General features: G+C 40.2%; 14 protein-coding genes and 1 tRNA gene. 13 read left to right on the top strand and 2 right to left on the bottom strand.

Going from position 1 to position 21086, the window contains the following annotated elements:
- The first annotated feature begins 407 nt into the window (after positions 1 to 407).
- The 3 genes from MTCD1_RS16975 (at position 408) to nusG (ending at position 1580) form a co-directional block, all read left to right on the top strand.
- Positions 408 to 484 (top strand) — tRNA-Trp (locus MTCD1_RS16975).
- A gap of 92 nt (positions 485 to 576) precedes the next feature.
- A complete protein-coding gene (secE, locus tag MTCD1_RS16970; protein WP_057182994.1) occupies positions 577 to 957 on the top strand; it encodes a preprotein translocase subunit SecE in 381 nt (126 codons plus the stop codon).
- Positions 958 to 959: 2 nt separating this feature from the next.
- Positions 960 to 1580, top strand: a complete 621-nt coding sequence (nusG, locus tag MTCD1_RS16965) for a transcription termination/antitermination protein NusG (RefSeq protein WP_231733101.1) — start codon at positions 960 to 962, stop codon at positions 1578 to 1580.
- An 801-nt stretch (positions 1581 to 2381) separates the two neighbouring features.
- Here the strand turns inward: nusG and MTCD1_RS16960 are convergent.
- Together MTCD1_RS16960 and MTCD1_RS16955 are read right to left on the bottom strand one after the other, a co-directional pair.
- Positions 2382 to 4199, bottom strand: coding sequence for a glycoside hydrolase family 9 protein (locus tag MTCD1_RS16960; RefSeq protein WP_057182992.1), 1818 nt, complete (start codon positions 4197 to 4199; stop codon positions 2382 to 2384).
- 141 nt (positions 4200 to 4340) lie between these two features.
- On the bottom strand, positions 4341 to 5168 hold the full coding sequence (locus tag MTCD1_RS16955) for an ion transporter (protein ID WP_057182990.1): 828 nt from the start codon (positions 5166 to 5168) through the stop codon (positions 4341 to 4343).
- Between the two features lie 917 nt (positions 5169 to 6085).
- On the opposite strand from MTCD1_RS16955, the gene rplK reads away from it, so the two are divergent.
- From rplK to MTCD1_RS16905, 10 genes are all read left to right on the top strand, one after another.
- Entirely contained in the window at positions 6086 to 6514 is a 429-nt protein-coding gene (gene rplK / locus MTCD1_RS16950) for a 50S ribosomal protein L11 (RefSeq protein ID WP_057182988.1), read from the top strand.
- Positions 6515 to 6517: 3 nt separating this feature from the next.
- Entirely contained in the window at positions 6518 to 7216 is a 699-nt protein-coding gene (gene rplA, locus MTCD1_RS16945; protein WP_057182986.1) for a 50S ribosomal protein L1, read from the top strand.
- A 340-nt stretch (positions 7217 to 7556) separates the two neighbouring features.
- A complete protein-coding gene (rplJ, locus tag MTCD1_RS16940; RefSeq protein WP_057182984.1) occupies positions 7557 to 8051 on the top strand; it encodes a 50S ribosomal protein L10 in 495 nt (164 codons plus the stop codon).
- 118 nt (positions 8052 to 8169) lie between these two features.
- Positions 8170 to 8535 carry a 50S ribosomal protein L7/L12 gene (gene rplL, locus MTCD1_RS16935; RefSeq protein ID WP_057182982.1) on the top strand — a complete coding sequence of 122 codons (366 nt, stop codon included), beginning with the start codon at positions 8170 to 8172 and terminating at the stop codon, positions 8533 to 8535.
- Positions 8536 to 8772: 237 nt separating this feature from the next.
- The gene (rpoB, locus tag MTCD1_RS16930; RefSeq protein WP_057182980.1) at positions 8773 to 12801 is read left to right on the top strand and encodes a DNA-directed RNA polymerase subunit beta; all 4029 of its coding nucleotides are present in this window, start codon (positions 8773 to 8775) and stop codon (positions 12799 to 12801) included.
- A 104-nt stretch (positions 12802 to 12905) separates the two neighbouring features.
- Complete coding sequence (rpoC, locus tag MTCD1_RS16925; RefSeq protein WP_088568978.1) at positions 12906 to 17132, top strand: DNA-directed RNA polymerase subunit beta'; 4227 nt, start codon at positions 12906 to 12908, stop codon at positions 17130 to 17132.
- A gap of 320 nt (positions 17133 to 17452) precedes the next feature.
- Entirely contained in the window at positions 17453 to 17827 is a 375-nt protein-coding gene (gene rpsL / locus MTCD1_RS16920; RefSeq protein WP_057182976.1) for a 30S ribosomal protein S12, read from the top strand.
- 116 nt (positions 17828 to 17943) lie between these two features.
- Positions 17944 to 18417 carry a 30S ribosomal protein S7 gene (rpsG, locus tag MTCD1_RS16915; protein ID WP_057182974.1) on the top strand — a complete coding sequence of 158 codons (474 nt, stop codon included), beginning with the start codon at positions 17944 to 17946 and terminating at the stop codon, positions 18415 to 18417.
- A 268-nt stretch (positions 18418 to 18685) separates the two neighbouring features.
- Positions 18686 to 20785, top strand: a complete 2100-nt coding sequence (gene fusA / locus MTCD1_RS16910) for an elongation factor G (protein WP_057182972.1) — start codon at positions 18686 to 18688, stop codon at positions 20783 to 20785.
- A 101-nt stretch (positions 20786 to 20886) separates the two neighbouring features.
- On the top strand, positions 20887 to 21086 hold a 200-nt coding region (locus tag MTCD1_RS16905; protein WP_235013372.1), incomplete at its 3' end, for a GTP-binding protein.

Genomic DNA, 21086 nt, shown 5'->3' with positions numbered 1-21086 from the left:
ACTAATTTGCGCTAGAGTTGGTGTTAGCGGCATTGGCAGTACTCATTGACTCACGTCAACTGCGTACTTCCACTTTGTTATCACTGTTTCTTGCAGCAAATTAATCTATCAATATCTAAAGAAGGTCGCTAACGCGGCCTTTTTTGATCTTGTTATATAGTAAATAGCGCGAACAAGTTCCCGCCTACAGTGATCGAATTTATGTAGGCGGGAACTTGTTCGCGCAGATTAACTAATTATTGGCAGACACAATGGCCAGCAAGTTGCTTATCTTACTCAATATAACAAATACTTCTTGAGTAAAACACTGGGCTGAGTATAATGGCGCCTCACTTCTCGAGTATCTCTTAATTCCCAAAAACTAAGATTACCCGGTAAGTGTAACTAATGCTTTATAAGCGATCTGTAGGGGTGTAGTTCCAATTGGTAGAACAGCGGTCTCCAAAACCGATGGTTGGGAGTTCGAGTCTCTCCACCCCTGCCACTTTGTGTAGATATAGGTACATTACCTATATTTTATCGGCTTGTGATAGCAAGTCGTGTTATTAAAAAAGTAGATAAATACGGAATAGAATTATGAATGCAAGTACAGAAGAGCAACCAAGCAGTTCTTTCGATACGTTAAAGTGGGGGGTTATTTTCTTACTTTTAGCTGGGGCTGTTGCAGGTAATTACGTTTACGGTGAAGAATCAGTGTTAATTAGAGCCGTTACCGTTGTCGTAATGGTTGGGGTTGCTGGCTTAATTGCATTACAAACTGAAAAGGGTCGTAATGCCGCTATATTTGCAAAAGAAGCGCGTACTGAAGTACGTAAAGTTGTTTGGCCAACACGTCAAGAAGCCGTGCAAACGACAGGAATTGTTTTAGTAGTGACTTTATTGATGTCATTACTACTTTGGGGATTAGACTCTGTTCTATTCTGGTTGGTTAGTTTAGTTACAGGTATGCAGGTTTAGTTATGACTGAAGAAAATATGTCAGAAGAAGAAAATGTCCCAGAGGAAATTTCAGCTGCAGAAAGTGCAGAGCAGCAATTAAATAGAAACCCGAAGTTGCGCTGGTATGTAGTACAAGCCTTTTCTGGTTATGAAGGTCGTGTACAAAAAACATTGGTTGAGCATATTGGCATTCACGGTTTAGAAGATAAGTTTGGTGAGATTTTAGTGCCAACCGAAGAGATCGTAGAAATGCGCGCTGGTCAAAAGCGTAAAAGTTCACGTAAGTTCTTCCCTGGCTATGTTTTAGTTCAAATGGAACTTGATGATGAATCTTGGCATTTAGTTAAAAGCGTACCACGTGTCCTTGGTTTCATTGGTGGTACCAAAGAACGTCCTGCGGCTATTACCCAAAAAGAAGCAGATCGTATTTTACAGCGCCTTGCAGAAACAGATAAGCCTAAACCTAAGACATTATTTGAGCCTGGTGAAGTTGTTCGTGTTATTGACGGACCATTTGCTGACTTTAATGGTGTGGTTGAAGAGCTTGATTACGAGAAAAACCGTATCAAGGTATCAGTTCTTATCTTTGGTCGTTCAACGCCAGTTGATTTAGAATTTGGTCAAGTTGAAAAGGGCAGCTAATTAGCTAGCCTTACTTGATATAAAAAGTATTTGATATAAAACGCTTGCCTTGTGCAGGCGTTTTTTGTTTTCATAGGGTGAAATATTTATAAAATGGTATTAGTTCTTATCTTTGGTCGTTCAACGCCAGTTGATTTAACTCTTTATTAAACATGCTAAGTAGGTCAAGTTGAAAAGGGCAGCTAATTAGCTAGCCTTACTTGATATAAAAAGTATTTGATATAAAAACGCTTGCCTTGTGCAGGCGTTTTCATAGGGTGAAATATCTATCAAAAAGTATTAGTTCTTATCTTTGGTCGTTCAACGCCAGTTGATTTAACTCTTTATTAAACATGCCTCTGTAGTTTACTCAGGAACTTTTTGTAAACGTCATCTTCGAAGTCTCTGATCGAAGATCCATTGCTATTTAGACCCTGGATCCCCGATTACAACACCACGGGGATGACGATCCTGAGCCAAGTGCATAGGCATGTTATTAAATAAGCTAAGTAGGTCAAGTTGAAAAGGGCAGCTAATTAACTAGCCTTACTTGATATAAAAAGTATTTGATATAAAAACGCTTACCATGTGCAGGCGTTTTTTGTTTGAGGGCTTTACTTTAATTGTAAAATTTTGCCAAATAATTGGTTAAGTTATTACTGACAGCACAACGCATATACGACTCAAAGCTTAACGCGATAGCTGGTAACTTAGCCAAGAGCACGAAGGTGACTCATTACTTTGATGACGGGTTGATTAGCATAAGGAATTAACGCACTAAGCTTTCAAACCTAGTCCGTTAATGTGATGAGTCCCTTGTACTTACTCAGTCATTGCCGTCATGGCTAATAAATACCAAGTAGCATGTTGTAACCCTTGTTCAACCCAGCGCCAATTATTTTCATCGGGCCCTTCGGCCCAAGTAATGCCGCGACCTTCTGGGTTTAACGTTGTGCCAGTAATACCCTTTGAAATACCACCGTTTAACATGGTACCCGCGCTTTTAGCGTGTGGAGGGTTATTAACACCAAAGCCGTATAACATACTCACTTGGTAAGGATTCTTACCCATAAGCCAATCTATTTGGCTTTGGGCAAAATTGGCTAGCTCACTATTGATAGCAAAAGCGCCACGGGGATCGCTGTGTGTTACTTTACCACCCCAAATCGCCGCGGCTGTTAAGGATGCTAGGCGAGCATTTTCACCTTGCCAGGAGTCATTTGTTTCATTGGCATGAGGCATGAAAAAGCCTTCTTGTTGTTTGGCATACTGGCCATCTTTATAGGTTTTAAATGTTTGGCGCGCTAAATTAAAGGGGTTGGCGACCTGAGAGTTTAAGGCCAGTTGATAATTGAGTGATAATTTTATGGTACGCTTAGTTTTATTTTTAAGCTTACGGCTACGCTCTATGGATAAATACTCAACTAAGGCAATAATGGGTAAGCCTGCTTCAACGCCATGGTAAAAAGGTCTGTCGTCATCATCACTGATAAACCAACCCTGGGATGTCATTCTGTTATTTAAGTTGCGGGCACGAAGACGAGCAGCTTTTAAGTATTTAGTTTTTTTTGTGAGGCGATATAGCTCGGTTGCCGCAATAAGTGCGGTGTAATCATCAATAATATTTTCTTTGCCATTATCGACATAGTGTAAGTTGTACTTTTGTAAATGGGCAAAGGCACGTTCGGCATCAGTCAAATATTGCTTAGCAGAAAATTCACCTTGTACACCCGTTTTATTACTTAATTCATGTGCCCTTACTAAAGCGGCAATGGCCATGCCACCGCCTTCACGAAAGGCTGCTTGAAAGTTGTTGGTGTATTTTTCATTGATTGTGTCATAACCAGTCACTAAGCGTTCATCAGCTAAACCTTTCTGGTCAAAGATATTAGTATAAAAATAGCCAGCGCTGGCTAATGTTCTATGCAAATAATCAGCGCCCCACATAACTTCTTCGGCCAGCTCTACTGTTAAACCTTTTCTGTCATAGAGTCTAGGTAAGCTGTCATACGATTTTGCTAATGCCCATGTGACAATAGCACCTTGCTGTGCAACTAAATAATTTGAGTCAGCAAAGTGATTTAAATATTTACCCGAGTCACTACCGGAAACAACCCAGCCACCAGAAACATCAATATAACGCTCTGTACCATTGATACGAATTGATTTATCGGTCGGGTTAGTGTGACGACTTGCTTTAAAGTAATTAATGATTGATTTGGCTGTTAGGGCAAAATAGGCATTAGGTTTGATGATAAATGTTGAGGAAGCCAATTGTTGTTTTTGGGTATTGACCACAATATGGAATTCACCTCGGCGTTTTAGCGAAGAAAAGTCAGCGAGGTAATAGTGTGTGCCTTGTCCCCATTCAGTAAAGCTTGGTTGGGCGGTCAGTTGGCCTTGAAAAATAATGTTTGAAGCTTGATACACGATGAAGCGACTTGCTGTTTCACCTATGGGTAAAGCAACCACCGCTTGCTTGGGTGCTTGTACATCGAAAGCTACTTGGTTGATATAAATATTGGCTTTAGCTAAATTTGGTGGGTTACTTGGCTGAGGTTTACTACTACAAGCAGAGACTAGCACTAACATCGCCAGTAGCATAAGTTTGCCACTATGAGAAAAGGCTGGAGTAAACATGGTGTTATTTCCGTAAGGTTATTTTTTTTATAGCATTCACCATAGCCTAATAACGAATGTTTGGTAATGGCTTAATTAGTGTAACGGGTACTTTTGCTGTTATTTTTAGCAAAGACTATACTTTTGCAGGCAGTTTAATATTTAGAGTAGTCTCTTATTGTCTATATGCTGTTGCTGTAGTAGTTGGTTTAACTTATCTATTTTTTCCTCAAGTATTAACATATCCTCTTTAGTAGCTATGGTTTTTTTTGGTTTACCTTCCTCTTCATGCATGACTTGCATAGCATCAACAATAATACCAATAAATAAGTTCAGCACGGCAAAGCTGGTAACAATAATAAAGGGTATAAAAAACACCCAGGAAAGTGGAAATAACTCCATAGTTGGACGTACTATGCCCATAGACCAACTTTCGAGGGTCATTACCTGAAACAAGGTATATGCCGAAGCGCCAATGCTACCAAACCATTCCTGCATATTGCTGTCACTATGACTACCAAATATTTTAGTCGTTAACACGGCCGAGACATAAAAAATGATGCTTAATACACCTACGACCGAAGCCATACCCGGTAATGAATGGGCTAGAGCGCCAATAACGCGTCGCATTTGTGGTACGACAGAGAGTAAACGTAACACCCGTAATATTCTAAAAGCACGAAGTACCGATAATGCACCGCTGGTTGGTGCCCAGGAAATAGCGACAATAATAAAGTCGAACCAATTCCAACCTGAACGGAAAAAATGAGCTCTATAAACAATGAGTTTTAACAACAGCTCTATGGAGAACAACACTAAGATGGTTGTGTCTATGATATGAAGAATACCGGCATTAGCTTTACCAAATTGACTTGTTTCTAGGCCAAGGGTAAAGGCATTAAATAGAATAAGGAAAATAAGAAAATGTTGAAAATTATTACTCTCAACGAATTTTTTTAGGCTAAGCCGTTGCCTATTAAGAGATGACATAGTAATTACCGACGAATAGAGAATGTTTTTGGCAGATGCAGTTATATGCAAGTGCAGTAAAAATGGTGACTCTACACTAATGGTCAATAAAAAATGTGACTAAATGTTAACATTATTGAGGGCTTTTTCTAATGCATACCACTCAACATTAACTTATGAATTACTTTTTTTACCAGTGATATGGAGTATTTACTCAAAAAGTTTAGCATGCGCACTTAGGGGGTCATGCTATGTATTTAACAACGGCTGAAGATCGTTTTTATAATAGTCATGCTAATTCGTCAATTGTTTATGCCTGTGTTCATGCCTCTATTCATGCGTTGAAGTAGGGTAGCGTTTATCTAAGTTTCTAGCGGTTGAAAAATTAAATCTATTCGCAGCTTTAGCTGCCGGTTACTGTCATTATTTATCGAAAAATATTGTGAAAATACACCTCTAATCGATAAAGCCTGCACTACCTTTACTGCGCACAAGCAATTGATGCTGTGTTAATTAATAACGTTGATATCGATATGAGTCGCTTAAACTAAGTCGGCTAGGGTAAAAAAAGTGAGGGATCCAGCCGACACCGAAGTAGCGCATAAGGATAATTGGAGAATTGAAGTAAGCGTTGCTATTAGTAAATAAGTGGCTGAAAAGCTTTAATTATTTGGCGAAATTAACATTAGCCTAGGCAAGTAAATAGTAATTTTGACTGGTCTAGTAATAAAGCACTTGAAATGGTACTACTGCTTAATATATAATCCGCTGCCGCTTATTTTTAGCGCGCACTAAATGCGCTTTGAAATGTTATGTAAGTAACTATTTTTTAAAGCGAATTTTGTAAACAGGGAAGCTAAAGTTTACATGTGAGTTGGTCGATGCCGACTTAGTGTTAAATAAATAGCGTTAATTACCCAAACTAAAGGTATTTTAAAATGGCTAAAAAAGTCCAAGCTCTAATCAAGCTACAAGTAGCTGCTGGTGCAGCTAACCCGTCACCACCAGTTGGTCCTGCACTAGGACAACACGGTGTTAACATCATGGAATTCTGTAAAGCGTTCAACGCGAAAACAGATTCTTTAGAAAAAGGCGCTCCGGTTCCAGTAGTAATTACTGTATATAATGACCGTTCGTTTACTTTCGAAACAAAAACTCCACCTGCTTCTTACTTATTGAAAAAAGCAGCGGGCATAAAAAGCGGCTCTGGTCGTCCTAACACTGAAAAAGTTGGCACTGTAACTACAGCTCAACTTGAAGAAATTGTTAAGATGAAAGAAGTTGATCTTACTGCTGGTTCTATGGAAGCTGCAGTGCGTACCATTGCGGGTTCTGCTCGTTCAATGGGTTTAGTGGTAGAGGACTAACCAATGACTAAATTATCAAAACGCGCTCGTCTTATCCGTGAAAAAGTAGACGTATTAAAAGAATATGATATCAAAGAAGCTGTTGCTTTATTAAAGGAATTTGCTACTGCTAACTTCCGTGAAAGCGTAGATGTTGCGGTAAATCTTGGTATAGATGCTCGTAAATCAGATCAAAACGTTCGTGGTGCGACAGTATTACCAAATGGTACTGGCCGTGATGTACGTGTTGCTGTATTTACCCAAGGCGAAAACGTAGAGAAAGCTAAAGCAGCTGGTGCTGACATTGTTGGTATGGAAGATTTAGCTGCACTAGTAAAAGCTGGCGAAATGAACTTCGACGTTGTTATTGCTTCTCCTGACGCAATGCGTGTTGTTGGTCAACTAGGTCAAATCTTAGGCCCTCGTGGTTTAATGCCTAACCCTAAAGTTGGCACAGTAACTCCTGATGTAGCTGGCGCTGTTAAAAAAGCCAAGTCTGGTCAGATCCGTTACCGCAATGACAAAAACGGCATCATCCATACCACAATTGGTAAGGCTGATTTCGATGCTGCACATTTGCAAGAAAACTTAGAAGCATTGCTTGAAGCGCTTAAAAAAGCAAAACCTGCCAATGCTAAAGGTCAATACTTTAAGAAAATATCTCTTTCTACAACTATGGGTGCTGGCGTTGTCATCAACCAATCGACTCTTTCTCAAGACTAATATTTACCGGTAAATTATTACCTGTATATAATTGAGTGAAGTTTCGAGTATTGAATCTTTACAAGGGCAAAATTATATTCTATAATTTCGCCCCTTAAATTTTGGTAGGAGTTGTGGACTTTTTTGGCTTAATTGTCGACTAAAGTAGACAACCCCCGTCCAAGACCGTAGGTGTAGATTTATGCTACTTAATTTCCTACGTAGATGGTGATTACCCAGATATTTCCTTAAATTTTCTGGTCCTCGCCGTAATGGCCCAAAAACAAATTTATTTGTATTTGGGGATTGTAAATACCGGTGCTTATATATTATATGGCCGGTGAACCAGGAGTTAAAGCCAATGGCTATCAATCTTGATGATAAAAAAGCAATTGTTGCTGAAGTTCAAGAAGCTGCTAATGGCGCTCAATCAGTTGTAATCGCGGATGCCCGTGGTGTACCAGTTGAAGCAATTACTGCATTGCGTAAGCAAGCACGTGAGAATGGTGTATGGATGAAAGTTGTCCGTAACACATTAGCACGTCGTGCAGTAGAAGGTACTGAATTTGAATGTGTTAAAGACGTATTCAAAGGCCCTTCATTAATCGCTTTCTCTACTGAGCACCCAGGTGCTGCTGCACGTTTATTCACTGACTTCGCTAAAACTAACGAAAAATTTGAATTAAAAGCAGCTGCATTTGAAGGCAACACAGTAGACGTAAATATGTTAGCTAAGCTACCAACTTACGACGAAGCAATTGCACAATTAATGAGCGTTATGAAAGAAGCATCTGCAGGCAAGTTAGTCCGCACGATTGCTGCACTTCGCGATCAGAAAGAACAAGAAGCTGCATAATTTATTTTTTGTTTACTGAGGTAAGCAAAAAAAAAAGCACTATTTGTATTTATAGTTATTCAAAACAGCACATTATATTTTTATATAAGGCTGTTTATTAAAAAACAGGAAATTTAAAATGTCTATTTCTAAAGACGATATCTTAAACGCAGTTGCTGACATGTCAGTAATGGACGTAGTTGCACTAATCGAAGCAATGGAAGAGAAGTTTGGCGTATCTGCTGCTGCTGCTACTGTTGTTGCTGGCGGTGACGCTGGTGCTGCTGTTGCAGAACAAACTGAATTTGACGTTGTTATGTCTAGCTTCGGTGAGAAGAAAGTTGCAGTAATCAAAGCCGTTCGTAGTGCTACAGGTCTAGGCCTTAAAGAAGCTAAAACGTTAGTTGAATCTCTTGGCGTTGTTAAAGAAGGCGTAGAAAAAGCTGAAGCAGAAGAGCTTTTGAAAATTCTTGAAGAAGCTGGTGCTTCTGTTGAGATCAAATAATCTGTTTTTAAACAGATTATTTGCCTGAAAAGGCATGGCTGGTGATTTAAACGTCACCGGCCTTTTTGCGCTAAACAAAAGTGATGTTTTTTAACGAAAACAATGCATTATCTAGCGTGTAGGTGATTGTTATAAATCATCTAGTAGTATTTAGACGTAAATATTACAGCATAACCTGTCTATCTGAGCTTAGCTCAGTAGGCAGATTTGGCCATAACCAGCAAGCTGAGGAACCCCATGGCTTACTCATACTTTGAGAAAAAGCGAATTAGAAAGGACTTTGGTAAAAGTGTACAAGTAATGGAATATCCATTTCTATTGTCCATTCAACTCGATTCTTTCCGCAAGTTTATTGATCTTGATACAACAGGTGAACGCGGTCTAGAGGCTGCTTTCCGTTCTATATTCCCAATTAAAGCTTATTCAGGTAGCTCAGAATTACAATATGTAAGCTATCGTTTAGGTGAATCATTATTTGACGTTAAAGAATGTCAAATACGTGGTGTGACATATTCTGCACCATTACGCGTGAAATTACGCTTAGTGGTTTACGATAAAGAAGCGGCACCAGGTACTGTTAAAGATATCAAAGAACAAGAAGTGTACATGGGCGAAATCCCGTTGATGACAGAAAACGGTACCTTCGTAATTAATGGTACTGAGCGTGTTATCGTTTCACAACTACATCGTTCTCCAGGTGTATTCTTTGATCACGATAAAGGTAAAACGCATTCATCGGGTAAAGTATTATATAACGCACGCGTTATTCCTTACCGCGGTTCATGGTTAGATTTTGAATTCGATCCAAAAGATAACTTATTTGTTCGTATCGATAGACGTCGTAAACTACCTGCGTCAATCATCTTACGAGCATTAGAGTTTTCCACTGAAGAAATTCTAGCGATGTTCTATGACACAACTAATTACGCCATTAAAGGCGATAAGTTGATCATGGATCTTATCCCTGAACGTCTTCGTGGTGAAACAGCAGTTTTTGATATTTGTATCAAGAAAGGTGAAGTATTAGTTGAGTCTGGCCGTCGTATTACTGCCCGCCATATTCGCGCTTTATCAAAAGCTAAACTTGATAAACTAGAAGTACCTGCGGAATATATCGTTGGTCGTGTTTTATCAAAAGCTTACATCGACAAATCTACCGGTGAAGTGATTGCGGAAGCAAATGCTATAATCACCTTAGAATTATTAGCCGAGCTTAGCCAAGCGGGCCATAAAGTACTTTCTACTTTATATATGAACGAATTCGATGTTGGTTCATACATGTCTGATACCCTTCGTGTCGATGGTACAACTAACAAGCTAGAAGCCTTAGTTGAAATCTATCGTATGATGCGTCCAGGCGAGCCACCAACAAAAGATGCTGCTGAAGGACTATTCACTAACTTGTTCTTCTCCTCTGAGCGTTATGACTTATCAAAAGTAGGTCGTATGAAGTTCAACCGTCGTGTTGGTAATGCTGATGATGTTGGTACCGGCATTTTATCAAAAGACGATATTATCTCGGTAATGAGAACCTTGATCAATATTCGTGACGGTAAAGGCGAAGTTGATGATATCGATCACTTAGGTAACCGTCGTATCCGTTCTGTTGGTGAAATGGCAGAAAACCAATTCCGTGTTGGTCTTGTTCGTGTTGAACGTGCCGTACGTGAGCGTTTAAGTCTTGGTGACCTAGATGCAATCATGCCGCAAGATTTAATCAACGCTAAGCCAATTTCTGCGGCAGTGAAAGAGTTCTTTGGCTCATCACAATTGTCACAGTTTATGGATCAAAACAACCCGTTATCAGAAGTAACGCATAAACGTCGTATTTCTGCCTTAGGGCCGGGTGGTTTAACCCGTGAACGTGCTGGTTTTGAAGTGCGTGATGTCCATCCAACGCATTATGGTCGTGTATGTCCAATCGAAACGCCAGAGGGTCCAAACATTGGTTTGATCAACTCGCTTTCGTGTTATGCACGTACCAATGATTTCGGTTTCTTAGAAACACCTTACCGTAAAGTCATTGACGGTTTAGTGACTGATGACATTGATTACTTATCAGCGATTGAAGAGGGTAACTTTGTTATCGCTCAAGCTAACGCTAAACGCGATGATAAGCACATGTTAACGGAAGAGTTAGTTAACTGTCGTCATAAAAACGAATTTACCTTAAAACCGTCTGCTGAAATTCAATATATGGATGTTTCTCCACAACAAATTATTTCTGTTGCGGCGTCACTTATTCCATTCCTTGAACATGATGATGCTAACAGAGCCTTGATGGGTTCAAACATGCAACGTCAAGCGGTACCTACCCTAAAAGTGGATAAACCTCTTGTCGGTACGGGTATGGAAAAAGTTGTTGCGGTTGATTCTGGTGTTACTGCTGTTGCCAAACGTGGTGGTGTGGTGAGCTATGTTGATGCTTCACGTATCGTTGTTAAAGTTAATGAAGATGAAATGCTTGCTGGTGAAGCGGGTATTGATATTTATAACTTAACCAAATACACCCGTTCTAACCAAAATACCTGTATCAACCAACGTCCAGTGTGTCGTATGGGTGAGCCAGTGGTACGTGGTGATGTATTAGCCGATGGTCCGTCAACAGATATGGGTGAATTGGCACTAGGCCAAAACATGCGTATCGCCTTCATGCCTTGGAATGGTTACAACTTTGAAGATTCAATGTTGTTATCTGAGCGTGTTGCTATTGAAGACAGATTTACTACTATTCACATTCAAGAACTAACCTGTATCGCTCGTGATACTAAGCTTGGTAGTGAAGAAATTACCGCAGATATTCCCAACGTAGGTGAGTCAGCATTATCTAAATTAGATGAAGCAGGTGTGGTTTACATTGGCGCTGAGGTAAATGGTGGTGACATCCTAGTGGGTAAAGTAACCCCTAAAGGTGAAACACAACTTACTCCAGAAGAAAAACTTTTACGTGCTATTTTCGGCGAGAAAGCTGCCGACGTTAAAGACAGTTCTTTACGTGTACCTAATTCAGTGAAAGGTACCATCATCGATGTGCAAATATTCACTCGTGACGGCGTAGAAAAAGATGCTCGTGCGGTTGAAATTGAACAAATGCAACTTAAAGAAGTTAAGAAAGATCTTGGCGATGAATTAAGCATCTTTGAAGATGGTATTTTTGCACGTACTAAAAAGTTATTGTTATCAGCCGGTTTAAATGAGTCTGACTTAACGTCTATGTCTCGTGACAATTGGTTAACGCAAAACTTAGCTGATGAAGGTCAACAAGGCGAATTAGAGCAAATCGCTGAGCAATGGGGCAACATCCAAGAAGACTTCGATAAGAAGTTTGAAGTGAAACGTCGTAAAATCACTCAAGGTGATGACTTGCAACCTGGCGTGTTAAAAATAGTTAAGGTTTTCCTAGCCGTTAAACGTTACATTCAGCCAGGTGATAAAATGGCGGGTCGTCACGGTAACAAGGGTGTTATTTCAAGAGTAGTACCAATTGAAGATATGCCATATGATGAGTTTGGTGTACCCGTTGATATCGTGTTGAACCCGTTAGGTGTTCCATCACGGATGAACATTGGTCAGATCTTAGAAACTCACTTAGGTATGGCGTGTCGCGGCATCGGTGAAAAAGTCAACCGTATGTTAGAAGCACAGCAAGAAATTCATAAACTACGTAACTTCATTCAAGAAGTTTACGATGTAGGTGAGTCTCGCCAAACCGTTGATCTTTCAACTTTCTCTGATGATGAAGTGATGCGCTTAGCTGATAATATGCGCGCTGGGCTTACCATAGCTACGCCAGCATTTGATGGCGCTGCTGAAAAAGACATCAAAGAGCTATTCAAACTTGCTGATATGCCTGAAAGTGGTCAGTTCTGGTTAACTGATGGTCGTACTGGTCGTAAGTTTGAGCGCCAAGTAACCGTAGGTTACATGTATATGTTAAAACTAAACCATTTAGTTGATGACAAAATGCATGCTCGTTCTACTGGTTCATACAGCTTAGTTACTCAGCAACCACTAGGCGGTAAAGCGCAATTTGGTGGTCAGCGTTTCGGTGAGATGGAAGTATGGGCCCTAGAAGCATATGGTGCAGCTTATACCTTACAAGAAATGTTAACGGTGAAATCTGATGATGTTGCTGGTCGTACTAAGATGTATAAGAGCTTAGTAGACGGTGATCACAGTATGGATCCAGGTATTCCTGAGTCGTTCAATGTATTAATTAAAGAAATTCGTTCTTTAGGTATTAACATCGAATTAGACAAAGACTAGCTTCTTAGCAAAAAATGGCTGAATTTTTCTTAAATGAAAAGTCAGTAAGGGAAGAAGGCAAATTTTTGCCTTCTTCTAAGATTTAACTCCGACAGGAGAAGAGTGTGAAAGATTTACTTAAGTTTCTTAAGCAACAGAATCAAACCGAAGATTTCGATGGTATTCGTATCGGCTTAGCATCACCTGATTTAATGCGTTCATGGTCTTTTGGTGAAGTTAAAAAGCCAGAAACCATTAACTACCGTACCTTTAAACCAGAGCGTGATGGTTTATTCTGTGCTCGTATATTTGGCCCAGTAAAAGACTACGAATGTCTTTGTGGTAAATATAAACGTTTAAAGCATCGCGGCGTAATCTGTGAGAAATGTGGTGTTGAAGTAACCTTGACTAAAGTTCGTCGTGACCGTATGGGTCATATCGAATTAGCAAGTCCAGTTGCCCATATCTGGTTCTTAAAATCATTACCATCACGTATTGGTTTATTACTTGATATGACCTTGCGTGATATAGAACGTGTGCTTTATTTTGAATCATATGTTGTTACCGAGCCAGGTATGACAACATTAGAAAAAAGCCAAATTCTAACGGAAGAAGAGTATCTTGATGCGTTAGAAGAACATGGTGATGAATTTGATGCCTTAATGGGCGCAGAAGCCATCTTATCTTTACTACAACAAATTGATTTAGAAGTCGAAGTAGCGCAAATGCGTGAAGAGCTTCCTGAGATTGGTAGTGAAACTAAACGTAAAAAAATTACTAAACGTTTAAAATTAATGGAAGCATTCGCTGCTTCAGGTAACAAACCTGAGTGGATGATCATGAACGTACTACCAATTTTACCACCGGATCTTCGTCCGTTAGTACCATTGGATGGCGGCCGTTTTGCTACCTCTGATTTAAACGATTTATACCGTCGTGTTATTAACCGTAACAACCGTTTAAAACGTCTGCTAGACCTAGTTGCACCAGATATTATCGTCCGTAACGAAAAACGTATGTTACAAGAATCTGTTGATGCATTATTAGATAACGGTCGTCGTGGTCGTGCTATTACTGGTTCTAACAAACGCCCTCTTAAATCTCTTGCCGACATGATTAAAGGTAAACAAGGTCGTTTCCGTCAGAATTTATTAGGTAAACGTGTAGATTACTCAGGTCGTTCGGTAATTACCGTTGGTCCAACACTTAAACTACATCAATGTGGTTTACCGAAGAAAATGGCCTTGGAATTATTCAAACCATTTATCTACGGTCTACTAGAGCGTCGTGGCTTAGCAACAACGATTAAAGCGGCTAAGAAATTAGTTGAGCGTGAAGGCGCTGAAGTTTGGGATGTACTTGATGAAGTAATCCGTGAACATCCAGTAATGCTTAACCGGGCACCAACACTACATAGATTGGGTATCCAAGCGTTTGAACCTGTGCTGATTGAAGGTAAAGCAATTCATCTTCACCCACTCGTTTGTGCGGCATACAATGCCGATTTCGATGGTGACCAAATGGCGGTACATGTACCTCTTACTATCGAAGCACAAATGGAAGCACGTACGTTGATGATGTCAACCAACAACGTATTAGCACCGGCTAACGGTGAGCCAATCATAGTACCATCACAAGATGTTGTTTTAGGTCTTTATTACCTAACACGTGACCGTGTTAATGGTAAAGGTGAAGGCATGATCTTTGCCGACATCAAAGAAGCTGAAAAAGCATACCGTACTGAAGTAGCTGAATTACATGCTCGTGTCAAAGTTCGTATCACTGAGTACTCTAAAGATGCGGAAGGTAACTTTACCATAGCGACAACAACGTTACGTAACACGACTGTCGGTCGTGCCATTATGTGGCAGATATGTCCAAAAGGACTACCGTTTGATTTAATTGATTTACCATTGGGTAAAAAACCAATTTCGAAATTAATCAATCATGCCTATCGTAACCTAGGTTTAAAACAGACAGTAATCTTCGCCGATCAAATCATGTATACCGGTTTTCATTATGCAATGATAGCGGGTGCATCGGTTGGTATTGAAGATATGGTTATTCCAGCTGCTAAGTACACCATCATTGAAGATTCAGAAGCTGAAGTTGCTGAAATTCAAGCACAGTTTGAGCAAGGTCTAGTCACTGAAGGTGAGAAGTACAACAAAGTAATCGATATCTGGTCGTCTGCGAACGAAAAAGTGTCGAAAGCGATGATGGATAACTTATCGAAAGAAATGGTTATGAACAAAGATGGTGAAATGGAAGAACAAGATTCTTTCAACTCTATCTTTATGATGGCTGACTCGGGTGCTCGTGGTAGTGCCGCACAGATTCGTCAGCTTGCAGGTATGCGTGGCTTGATGGCTAAACCAGATGGTTCAATCATCGAAACACCAATCACGGCTAACTTCCGTGAAGGTCTTAGCGTATTACAATACTTCATCTCGACCCATGGTGCGCGTAAAGGTCTTGCCGATACTGCACTTAAAACAGCTAACTCGGGTTACTTAACTCGTCGTCTAGTTGATGTTGCCCAAGATTTAGTGGTTACTAATCATGACTGTGGCACCACAGATGGTTTATTAATGACACCATTAATCGAAGGTGGTGATGTTGTTGAGCCGCTTAGAGAACGTGTGCTAGGTCGTGTGGTTTGTGATGACGTATTAATTCCAGGTACTGAAGAAATATTACTTCCTCGTAATACCTTAATTGATGAAACACTTTGTGATCTTATTGAAGCCAATTCAGTAGATCAAATCAAAGTACGTTCAATCATTACTTGTAAAACTGACTTTGGTATTTGTGCCTTCTGTTATGGTCGTGATTTGGCCCGTGGTCATATGATCAACCAAGGTGAAGCTATTGGTGTTGTTGCGGCGCAATCAATTGGTGAACCAGGTACACAGCTAACCATGCGTACTTTCCATATTGGTGGTGCAGCATCACGTGCTACTGCAGAGAATAACGTACAAGTTAAAAATACTGGTCATATGAAGTTACAAAATGCTAAGTTTGTAATCAATTCAGATAAAAATCTGGTTATAACCTCGCGTTCATCAGAATTAACCATTATTGATGAAATGGGTCGTGAGAAAGAACGTTATAAAGTTCCTTATGGCTCTGTGCTGACTAAAAATGATGGTCAATCAGTTACCATTGGCGACATAGTCGCTACCTGGGACCCACATACTCACCCTATTATCACGGAAGTAAAAGGTAAGGTGCAATTTGTTGACCTAGTTGATAACGTAACCATGGTTCGTCAAACTGATGAGTTAACGGGTTTATCCAGCATTGTTATTACCGATGCAGCACAACGTAATGTTACCGGCAAAGAAATGCGTCCGGCACTGAAACTTGTTGATAGTAAAGGTAATGATGTAATGATCGCTGGTACTGAAATTCCAGCACTTTACTACTTGCCAGGTAATGCAATCGTTAACTTAGAAGATGGTGCGGAAGTAGGCGTTGGTGATGCACTAGCTCGTATACCACAAGCAAGTTCAAAAACTCGTGATATTACCGGTGGTCTACCACGTGTTGCTGATTTATTTGAAGCGCGTAAACCTAAACTTCCAGCCATTCTGGCCGAGAAGACTGGTGTGGTTGCTTTCGGTAAAGAAACTAAGGGCAAAGTACGTTTATTGATTACTCAGCCTAACGGTGACGTTTACGAAGAGATGATCCCTAAAACACGTCAATTAAATATCTATGAAGGTGAGCCAGTGATTAAAGGTGAATTAATCGCCGATGGTCCTGAATCGCCTCATGATATTTTACGCTTACGTGGTGTTCCTGCGGTTGCTAACTACATTGTTAACGAAGTACAAGAAGTTTATCGTTTACAGGGTGTTAAGATTAACGATAAACATATTGAAGTTATCGTCCGTCAGATGATCCGTAAGTGTGAAATCACTGAATCCGGTGATTCTAGGTTCCTTAAAGGTGAGCAAGTTGAAGTGGCGCGAGTGAATATCTCAAACCGTGAACTTGAAGCTGCTGGTAAGCAGCCAGCTGAATATGAAATTCAAATGATGGGTATTACCAAAGCATCACTTGCAACTGAATCATTTATTTCAGCGGCCTCTTTCCAAGAAACAACACGTGTACTTACTGAAGCTGCTGTTGCAGGTAAGAAAGATGGTCTACGTGGCTTGAAAGAGAATGTTATTGTTGGTCGACTTATCCCCGCAGGTACGGGTTATTCGTATCATCAAGAACGTGCTCGACGTAAAGCTGCAGCATTAAACCCTGTTGCTGACACAAAAGTTTCAGCAGATGATGCAGAAAAAGCATTAACAGATGCTTTGAATGTGGATTTACTATCAGGCGATAATAAATAACCTTTTATCAGGGGGTTCCCTAAAAAGCGTTATTTAGAAAACCGTACCTTGGCTCTTATCAGTTAAGGTGCGGTTTTTTGTTTTAAGTGAGACATAATTCCGCCAAGGGCAGTTAAACCTTGACAGCTCAATCATTGACCTATAGAATTCCGCGACCTTATATTCTGTACCTCGTGTGCTTAATGTAAAAAGTATGGTAATTTTATACTTTGATAAGGTTAAAATATATTACGAGCGTGTGAATCTTTTCCATTGATTTAAGGTTCACGCAATAATTTGCTAAGGCTACTTTCCTTAGTAACAACTAATCAGGAGCTATAATGGCAACTATTAACCAACTAGTACGTAAACCACGTGTTAGACAAGTCACTAAAAGTAACGTTCCAGCGTTACAAGCTTGTCCACAACGTCGCGGCGTTTGTACTCGTGTGTATACTGTTACACCTAAAAAACCTAACTCAGCACTACGTAAAGTAGCTCGTGTTCGTTTAACTAACGGCTTCGAAGTTACCTCATACATCGGTGGTGAAGGGCATAACTTACAAGAGCATAGCGTGATTTTAATCCGTGGTGGTCGTGTTAAAGATTTACCTGGTGTGCGTTATCACACCGTTCGTGGCGCACTAGATTGTTCTGGTGTAAGCGACAGAAGACAAGGCCGTTCTAAGTACGGTGCTAAACGACCTAAATCTTAAGTTTTCCTTTCTTATCCTAGTTAATAGGTAAGAGATAAAAAACGTTAAGTAAGGCCAAATTAAAAATTTTAAATTTATGTATTTTGGGTTAAACCTGAATAACACGGAGAATTGAGATGCCAAGAAGACGCGTCGTAGGGCAACGAAAAATATTGCCAGATCCTAAGTTCCATAACGAACTTTTAGCAAAATTCATCAACATCCTTATGGTTGATGGTAAGAAATCTACTGCCGAAAAAATTGTATACGGTGCATTAGACATTTTATCAACTAAAGAATCTGAAAAAACCCAAATTGAGTTGTTCGAAACAGCTCTTGAGAACATCCGTCCATCTGTCGAAGTTAAATCTCGTCGTGTTGGTGGTTCTACTTATCAGGTGCCAGTTGAAGTACGTCCAGTGCGTCGAAATGCACTAGCCATGCGTTGGTTAGTTGAAGCAGCTCGTAAACGTGGTGAAAAATCAATGGCTCAGCGCCTAGCTAACGAAATGTTAGATGCGTCTGACAGCAAAGGTTCAGCGGTTAAGAAACGTGAAGACGTTCACCGTATGGCTGACGCTAACAAAGCATTCGCTCACTACCGCTGGTAAGCTAGCAGTATTGACTGATTGTATTACCTGTCTTTGGCTTTTGCTAAAAGGCAGGTACATGGCTAGTAAGAGTATTCTTGCTAGCCATACTCATTTTATCGGCTAGCGCTTTTCGCGATAATTCGAAAAATAAAAACAGAGTTTTATTAACTAAATATTTGCACTTTGAGCTTGGCTCGCTAACGAATATTTAGTTAATAACACTAAACATAAATTACTGGCTCATTTATCATTAATAAATGACCTGTAATGGTAAGAGGATTTCATTTTGGCCCGTATCACCCCAATAGAGCGCTACCGAAATATTGGTATTTGTGCCCATGTAGATGCAGGTAAAACGACTACCACAGAGCGCATATTATTTTATACCGGTCTTTCTCATAAAATTGGTGAAGTGCACGACGGCGCGGCCACTATGGACTGGATGGAGCAAGAGCAAGAGCGTGGTATAACCATCACGTCTGCAGCAACAACCTGCTTCTGGAAAGGTATGGAAGGTCAATTTGAAAGCCACCGTATTAATATTATCGACACCCCAGGTCACGTGGACTTTACCATTGAAGTAGAGCGGTCGTTACGGGTACTTGATGGTGCGGTATTAGTGTTATGTGGCTCTTCTGGCGTGCAACCGCAAACCGAAACAGTTTGGCGTCAAATGGAAAAATATGCGGTACCACGCATAGTATTCGTTAATAAAATGGATAGAACAGGTGCAGACTTTTTAGCAGTTGTTGAACAATTAAAAGATCGTTTAGGTGCAAATGCTGTCCCTATCCACCTACCGATTGGCGCTGAAGACGATTTTTCTGGCGTTATTGATTTAGTTAAAATGAAAGCGATTAACTGGTCTGAAGAAGATCATGGTATGACTTTTACTTACGAAAAAATTCCTGCTGATATGCTTGAATTGGCTGAAGAATGGCGTGAGAACTTAGTTGCTGAAGCTGCTGAAGCCAATGAAGAGTTGATGGATAAGTACCTTGATGATGGTGTATTAACGGAAGACGAAATTAAAGCTGGCTTACGTGCGCGCACTTTAGCTAATGACATTATTTTATGTAGTTGTGGCTCGGCCTTTAAAAACAAAGGTGTACAAGCGGTACTTGATGCTGTGGTCGATTATTTACCCTCACCGACAGAAGTTGCGGCGATTACCGGTATTAATGATGATAAAGAAGAAAGCCAAGGTTTTCGTGAAGCAAGTGATGATGCACCTTTCTCTGCCTTAGCCTTTAAAATAGCAACAGACCCCTTTGTTGGTACTTTAACATTTTTCCGAGTTTATTCAGGCGTTGTACAAACCGGGGATAGTGTCTATAACCCAGTAAAGGGTAAGAAAGAGCGTTTTGGCCGTATCGTACAAATGCATGCTAATGATAGAAAAGAAATTAAAGAAGTTCGCGCTGGTGATATTGCTGCGGCAATTGGTTTGAAAGATGTCACCACCGGTGATACCTTATGTGATATCAACCATGTCATTACCTTAGAGCGCATGGAGTTTCCCGAGCCGGTAATTTCAGTTGCAGTAGAGCCAAGAACATTGGCCGCGCAAGATAAAATGGCTATAGCCCTAGGGAAATTAGCCGCCGAAGATCCATCATTTAGGGTACATACTGATGATGAGACCGGTCAAACCATCATTTCTGGTATGGGTGAACTACACTTAGAGATTTTAGTTGAACGCATGAAACGTGAATTTGGCGTAGAGTGTAATGTCGGTAATCCACAAGTATCTTATCGCGAAACTATCCGCAGTAGCGTAGAGGTTGAAGGTAAATTTATTCGTCAATCAGGTGGTAAAGGTCAATACGGTCATGTCGTGTTGAAGATGGAGCCATTAGAACAAGGTGGTGGTTTTGAGTTTGTTAACGAAATCGTTGGCGGCACAGTACCAAAAGAATATATTCCTGCAATAGAAAAGGGCTGTAGAGAGCAAATGGATAGCGGCGTTTTAGCTGGCTTCCCATTATTAGACATTAAAGTCACGCTCGTTGATGGTTCTTTTCATGACGTTGACTCTAACGAGATAGCGTTTAAAGTTGCTGCATCTATGGGCTTTAGGAAAGCTGCTTTGGCAGCAAACCCTGTTATTCTAGAGCCTATGATGAAGGTTGAAGTGACGACACCTGAAGCTAATATGGGTGATGTTGTTGGTGACTTAAATCGTCGTCGCGGTTTGATAGAAGGTATGGACGAAGGTTCTGCCGGTTTGAAAATTGTAAATGCATTGGTACCCTTAGCTGAAATGTTTGGCTATGCTACCGACTTGCGTAGTGCTACTCAAGGCCGTGCATCTTACTCTATGGAGTTTCAGCAGTATAATGAAGCGCCGAAAATGGTAGCACAAAAAATTATGGACACTCATTAGGGCATCCATTCACTAGAATATTAGATATTTACATCTGGCAAGGTCATTTTGACTGCGCCTTTTAATTTATATAGTTTACTAAACTTTAAGGTAATTGAAAAATGGCTAAAGAAAAATTTGAACGTACCAAACTGCACGTTAACGTTGGTACTATCGGTCACGTAGATCACGGTAAAACAACATTAACAGCTGCAATTTCTAAAGTGTTAGCAGAAAAATACGGCGGCGAAGTTAAAGATTTTGCTCAAATCGATAACGCTCCAGAAGAACGTGAACGTGGTATTACTATCAATACTTCTCA

Source organism: Colwellia marinimaniae (assembly GCF_002207865.1).
Taxonomy (GTDB): domain Bacteria; phylum Pseudomonadota; class Gammaproteobacteria; order Enterobacterales; family Alteromonadaceae; genus Colwellia; species Colwellia marinimaniae.
This window is presented reverse-complemented; position numbering and strand designations above follow the sequence as displayed.

What these genes read in the sequence shown, in the direction of transcription:
- secE (WP_057182994.1), top strand. Translation starts at nt 577, where the DNA reads ATGAATGCAAGTACAGAAGAGCAACCAAGCAGTTCTTTCGATACGTTA.
- nusG (WP_231733101.1), top strand. Translation starts at nt 960, where the DNA reads ATGACTGAAGAAAATATGTCAGAAGAAGAAAATGTCCCAGAGGAAATT.
- MTCD1_RS16960 (WP_057182992.1), bottom strand. Translation starts at nt 4,199, where the DNA reads ATGTTTACTCCAGCCTTTTCTCATAGTGGCAAACTTATGCTACTGGCG.
- MTCD1_RS16955 (WP_057182990.1), bottom strand. Translation starts at nt 5,168, where the DNA reads ATGTCATCTCTTAATAGGCAACGGCTTAGCCTAAAAAAATTCGTTGAG.
- rplK (WP_057182988.1), top strand. Translation starts at nt 6,086, where the DNA reads ATGGCTAAAAAAGTCCAAGCTCTAATCAAGCTACAAGTAGCTGCTGGT.
- rplA (WP_057182986.1), top strand. Translation starts at nt 6,518, where the DNA reads ATGACTAAATTATCAAAACGCGCTCGTCTTATCCGTGAAAAAGTAGAC.
- rplJ (WP_057182984.1), top strand. Translation starts at nt 7,557, where the DNA reads ATGGCTATCAATCTTGATGATAAAAAAGCAATTGTTGCTGAAGTTCAA.
- rplL (WP_057182982.1), top strand. Translation starts at nt 8,170, where the DNA reads ATGTCTATTTCTAAAGACGATATCTTAAACGCAGTTGCTGACATGTCA.
- rpoB (WP_057182980.1), top strand. Translation starts at nt 8,773, where the DNA reads ATGGCTTACTCATACTTTGAGAAAAAGCGAATTAGAAAGGACTTTGGT.
- rpsL (WP_057182976.1), top strand. Translation starts at nt 17,453, where the DNA reads ATGGCAACTATTAACCAACTAGTACGTAAACCACGTGTTAGACAAGTC.
- rpsG (WP_057182974.1), top strand. Translation starts at nt 17,944, where the DNA reads ATGCCAAGAAGACGCGTCGTAGGGCAACGAAAAATATTGCCAGATCCT.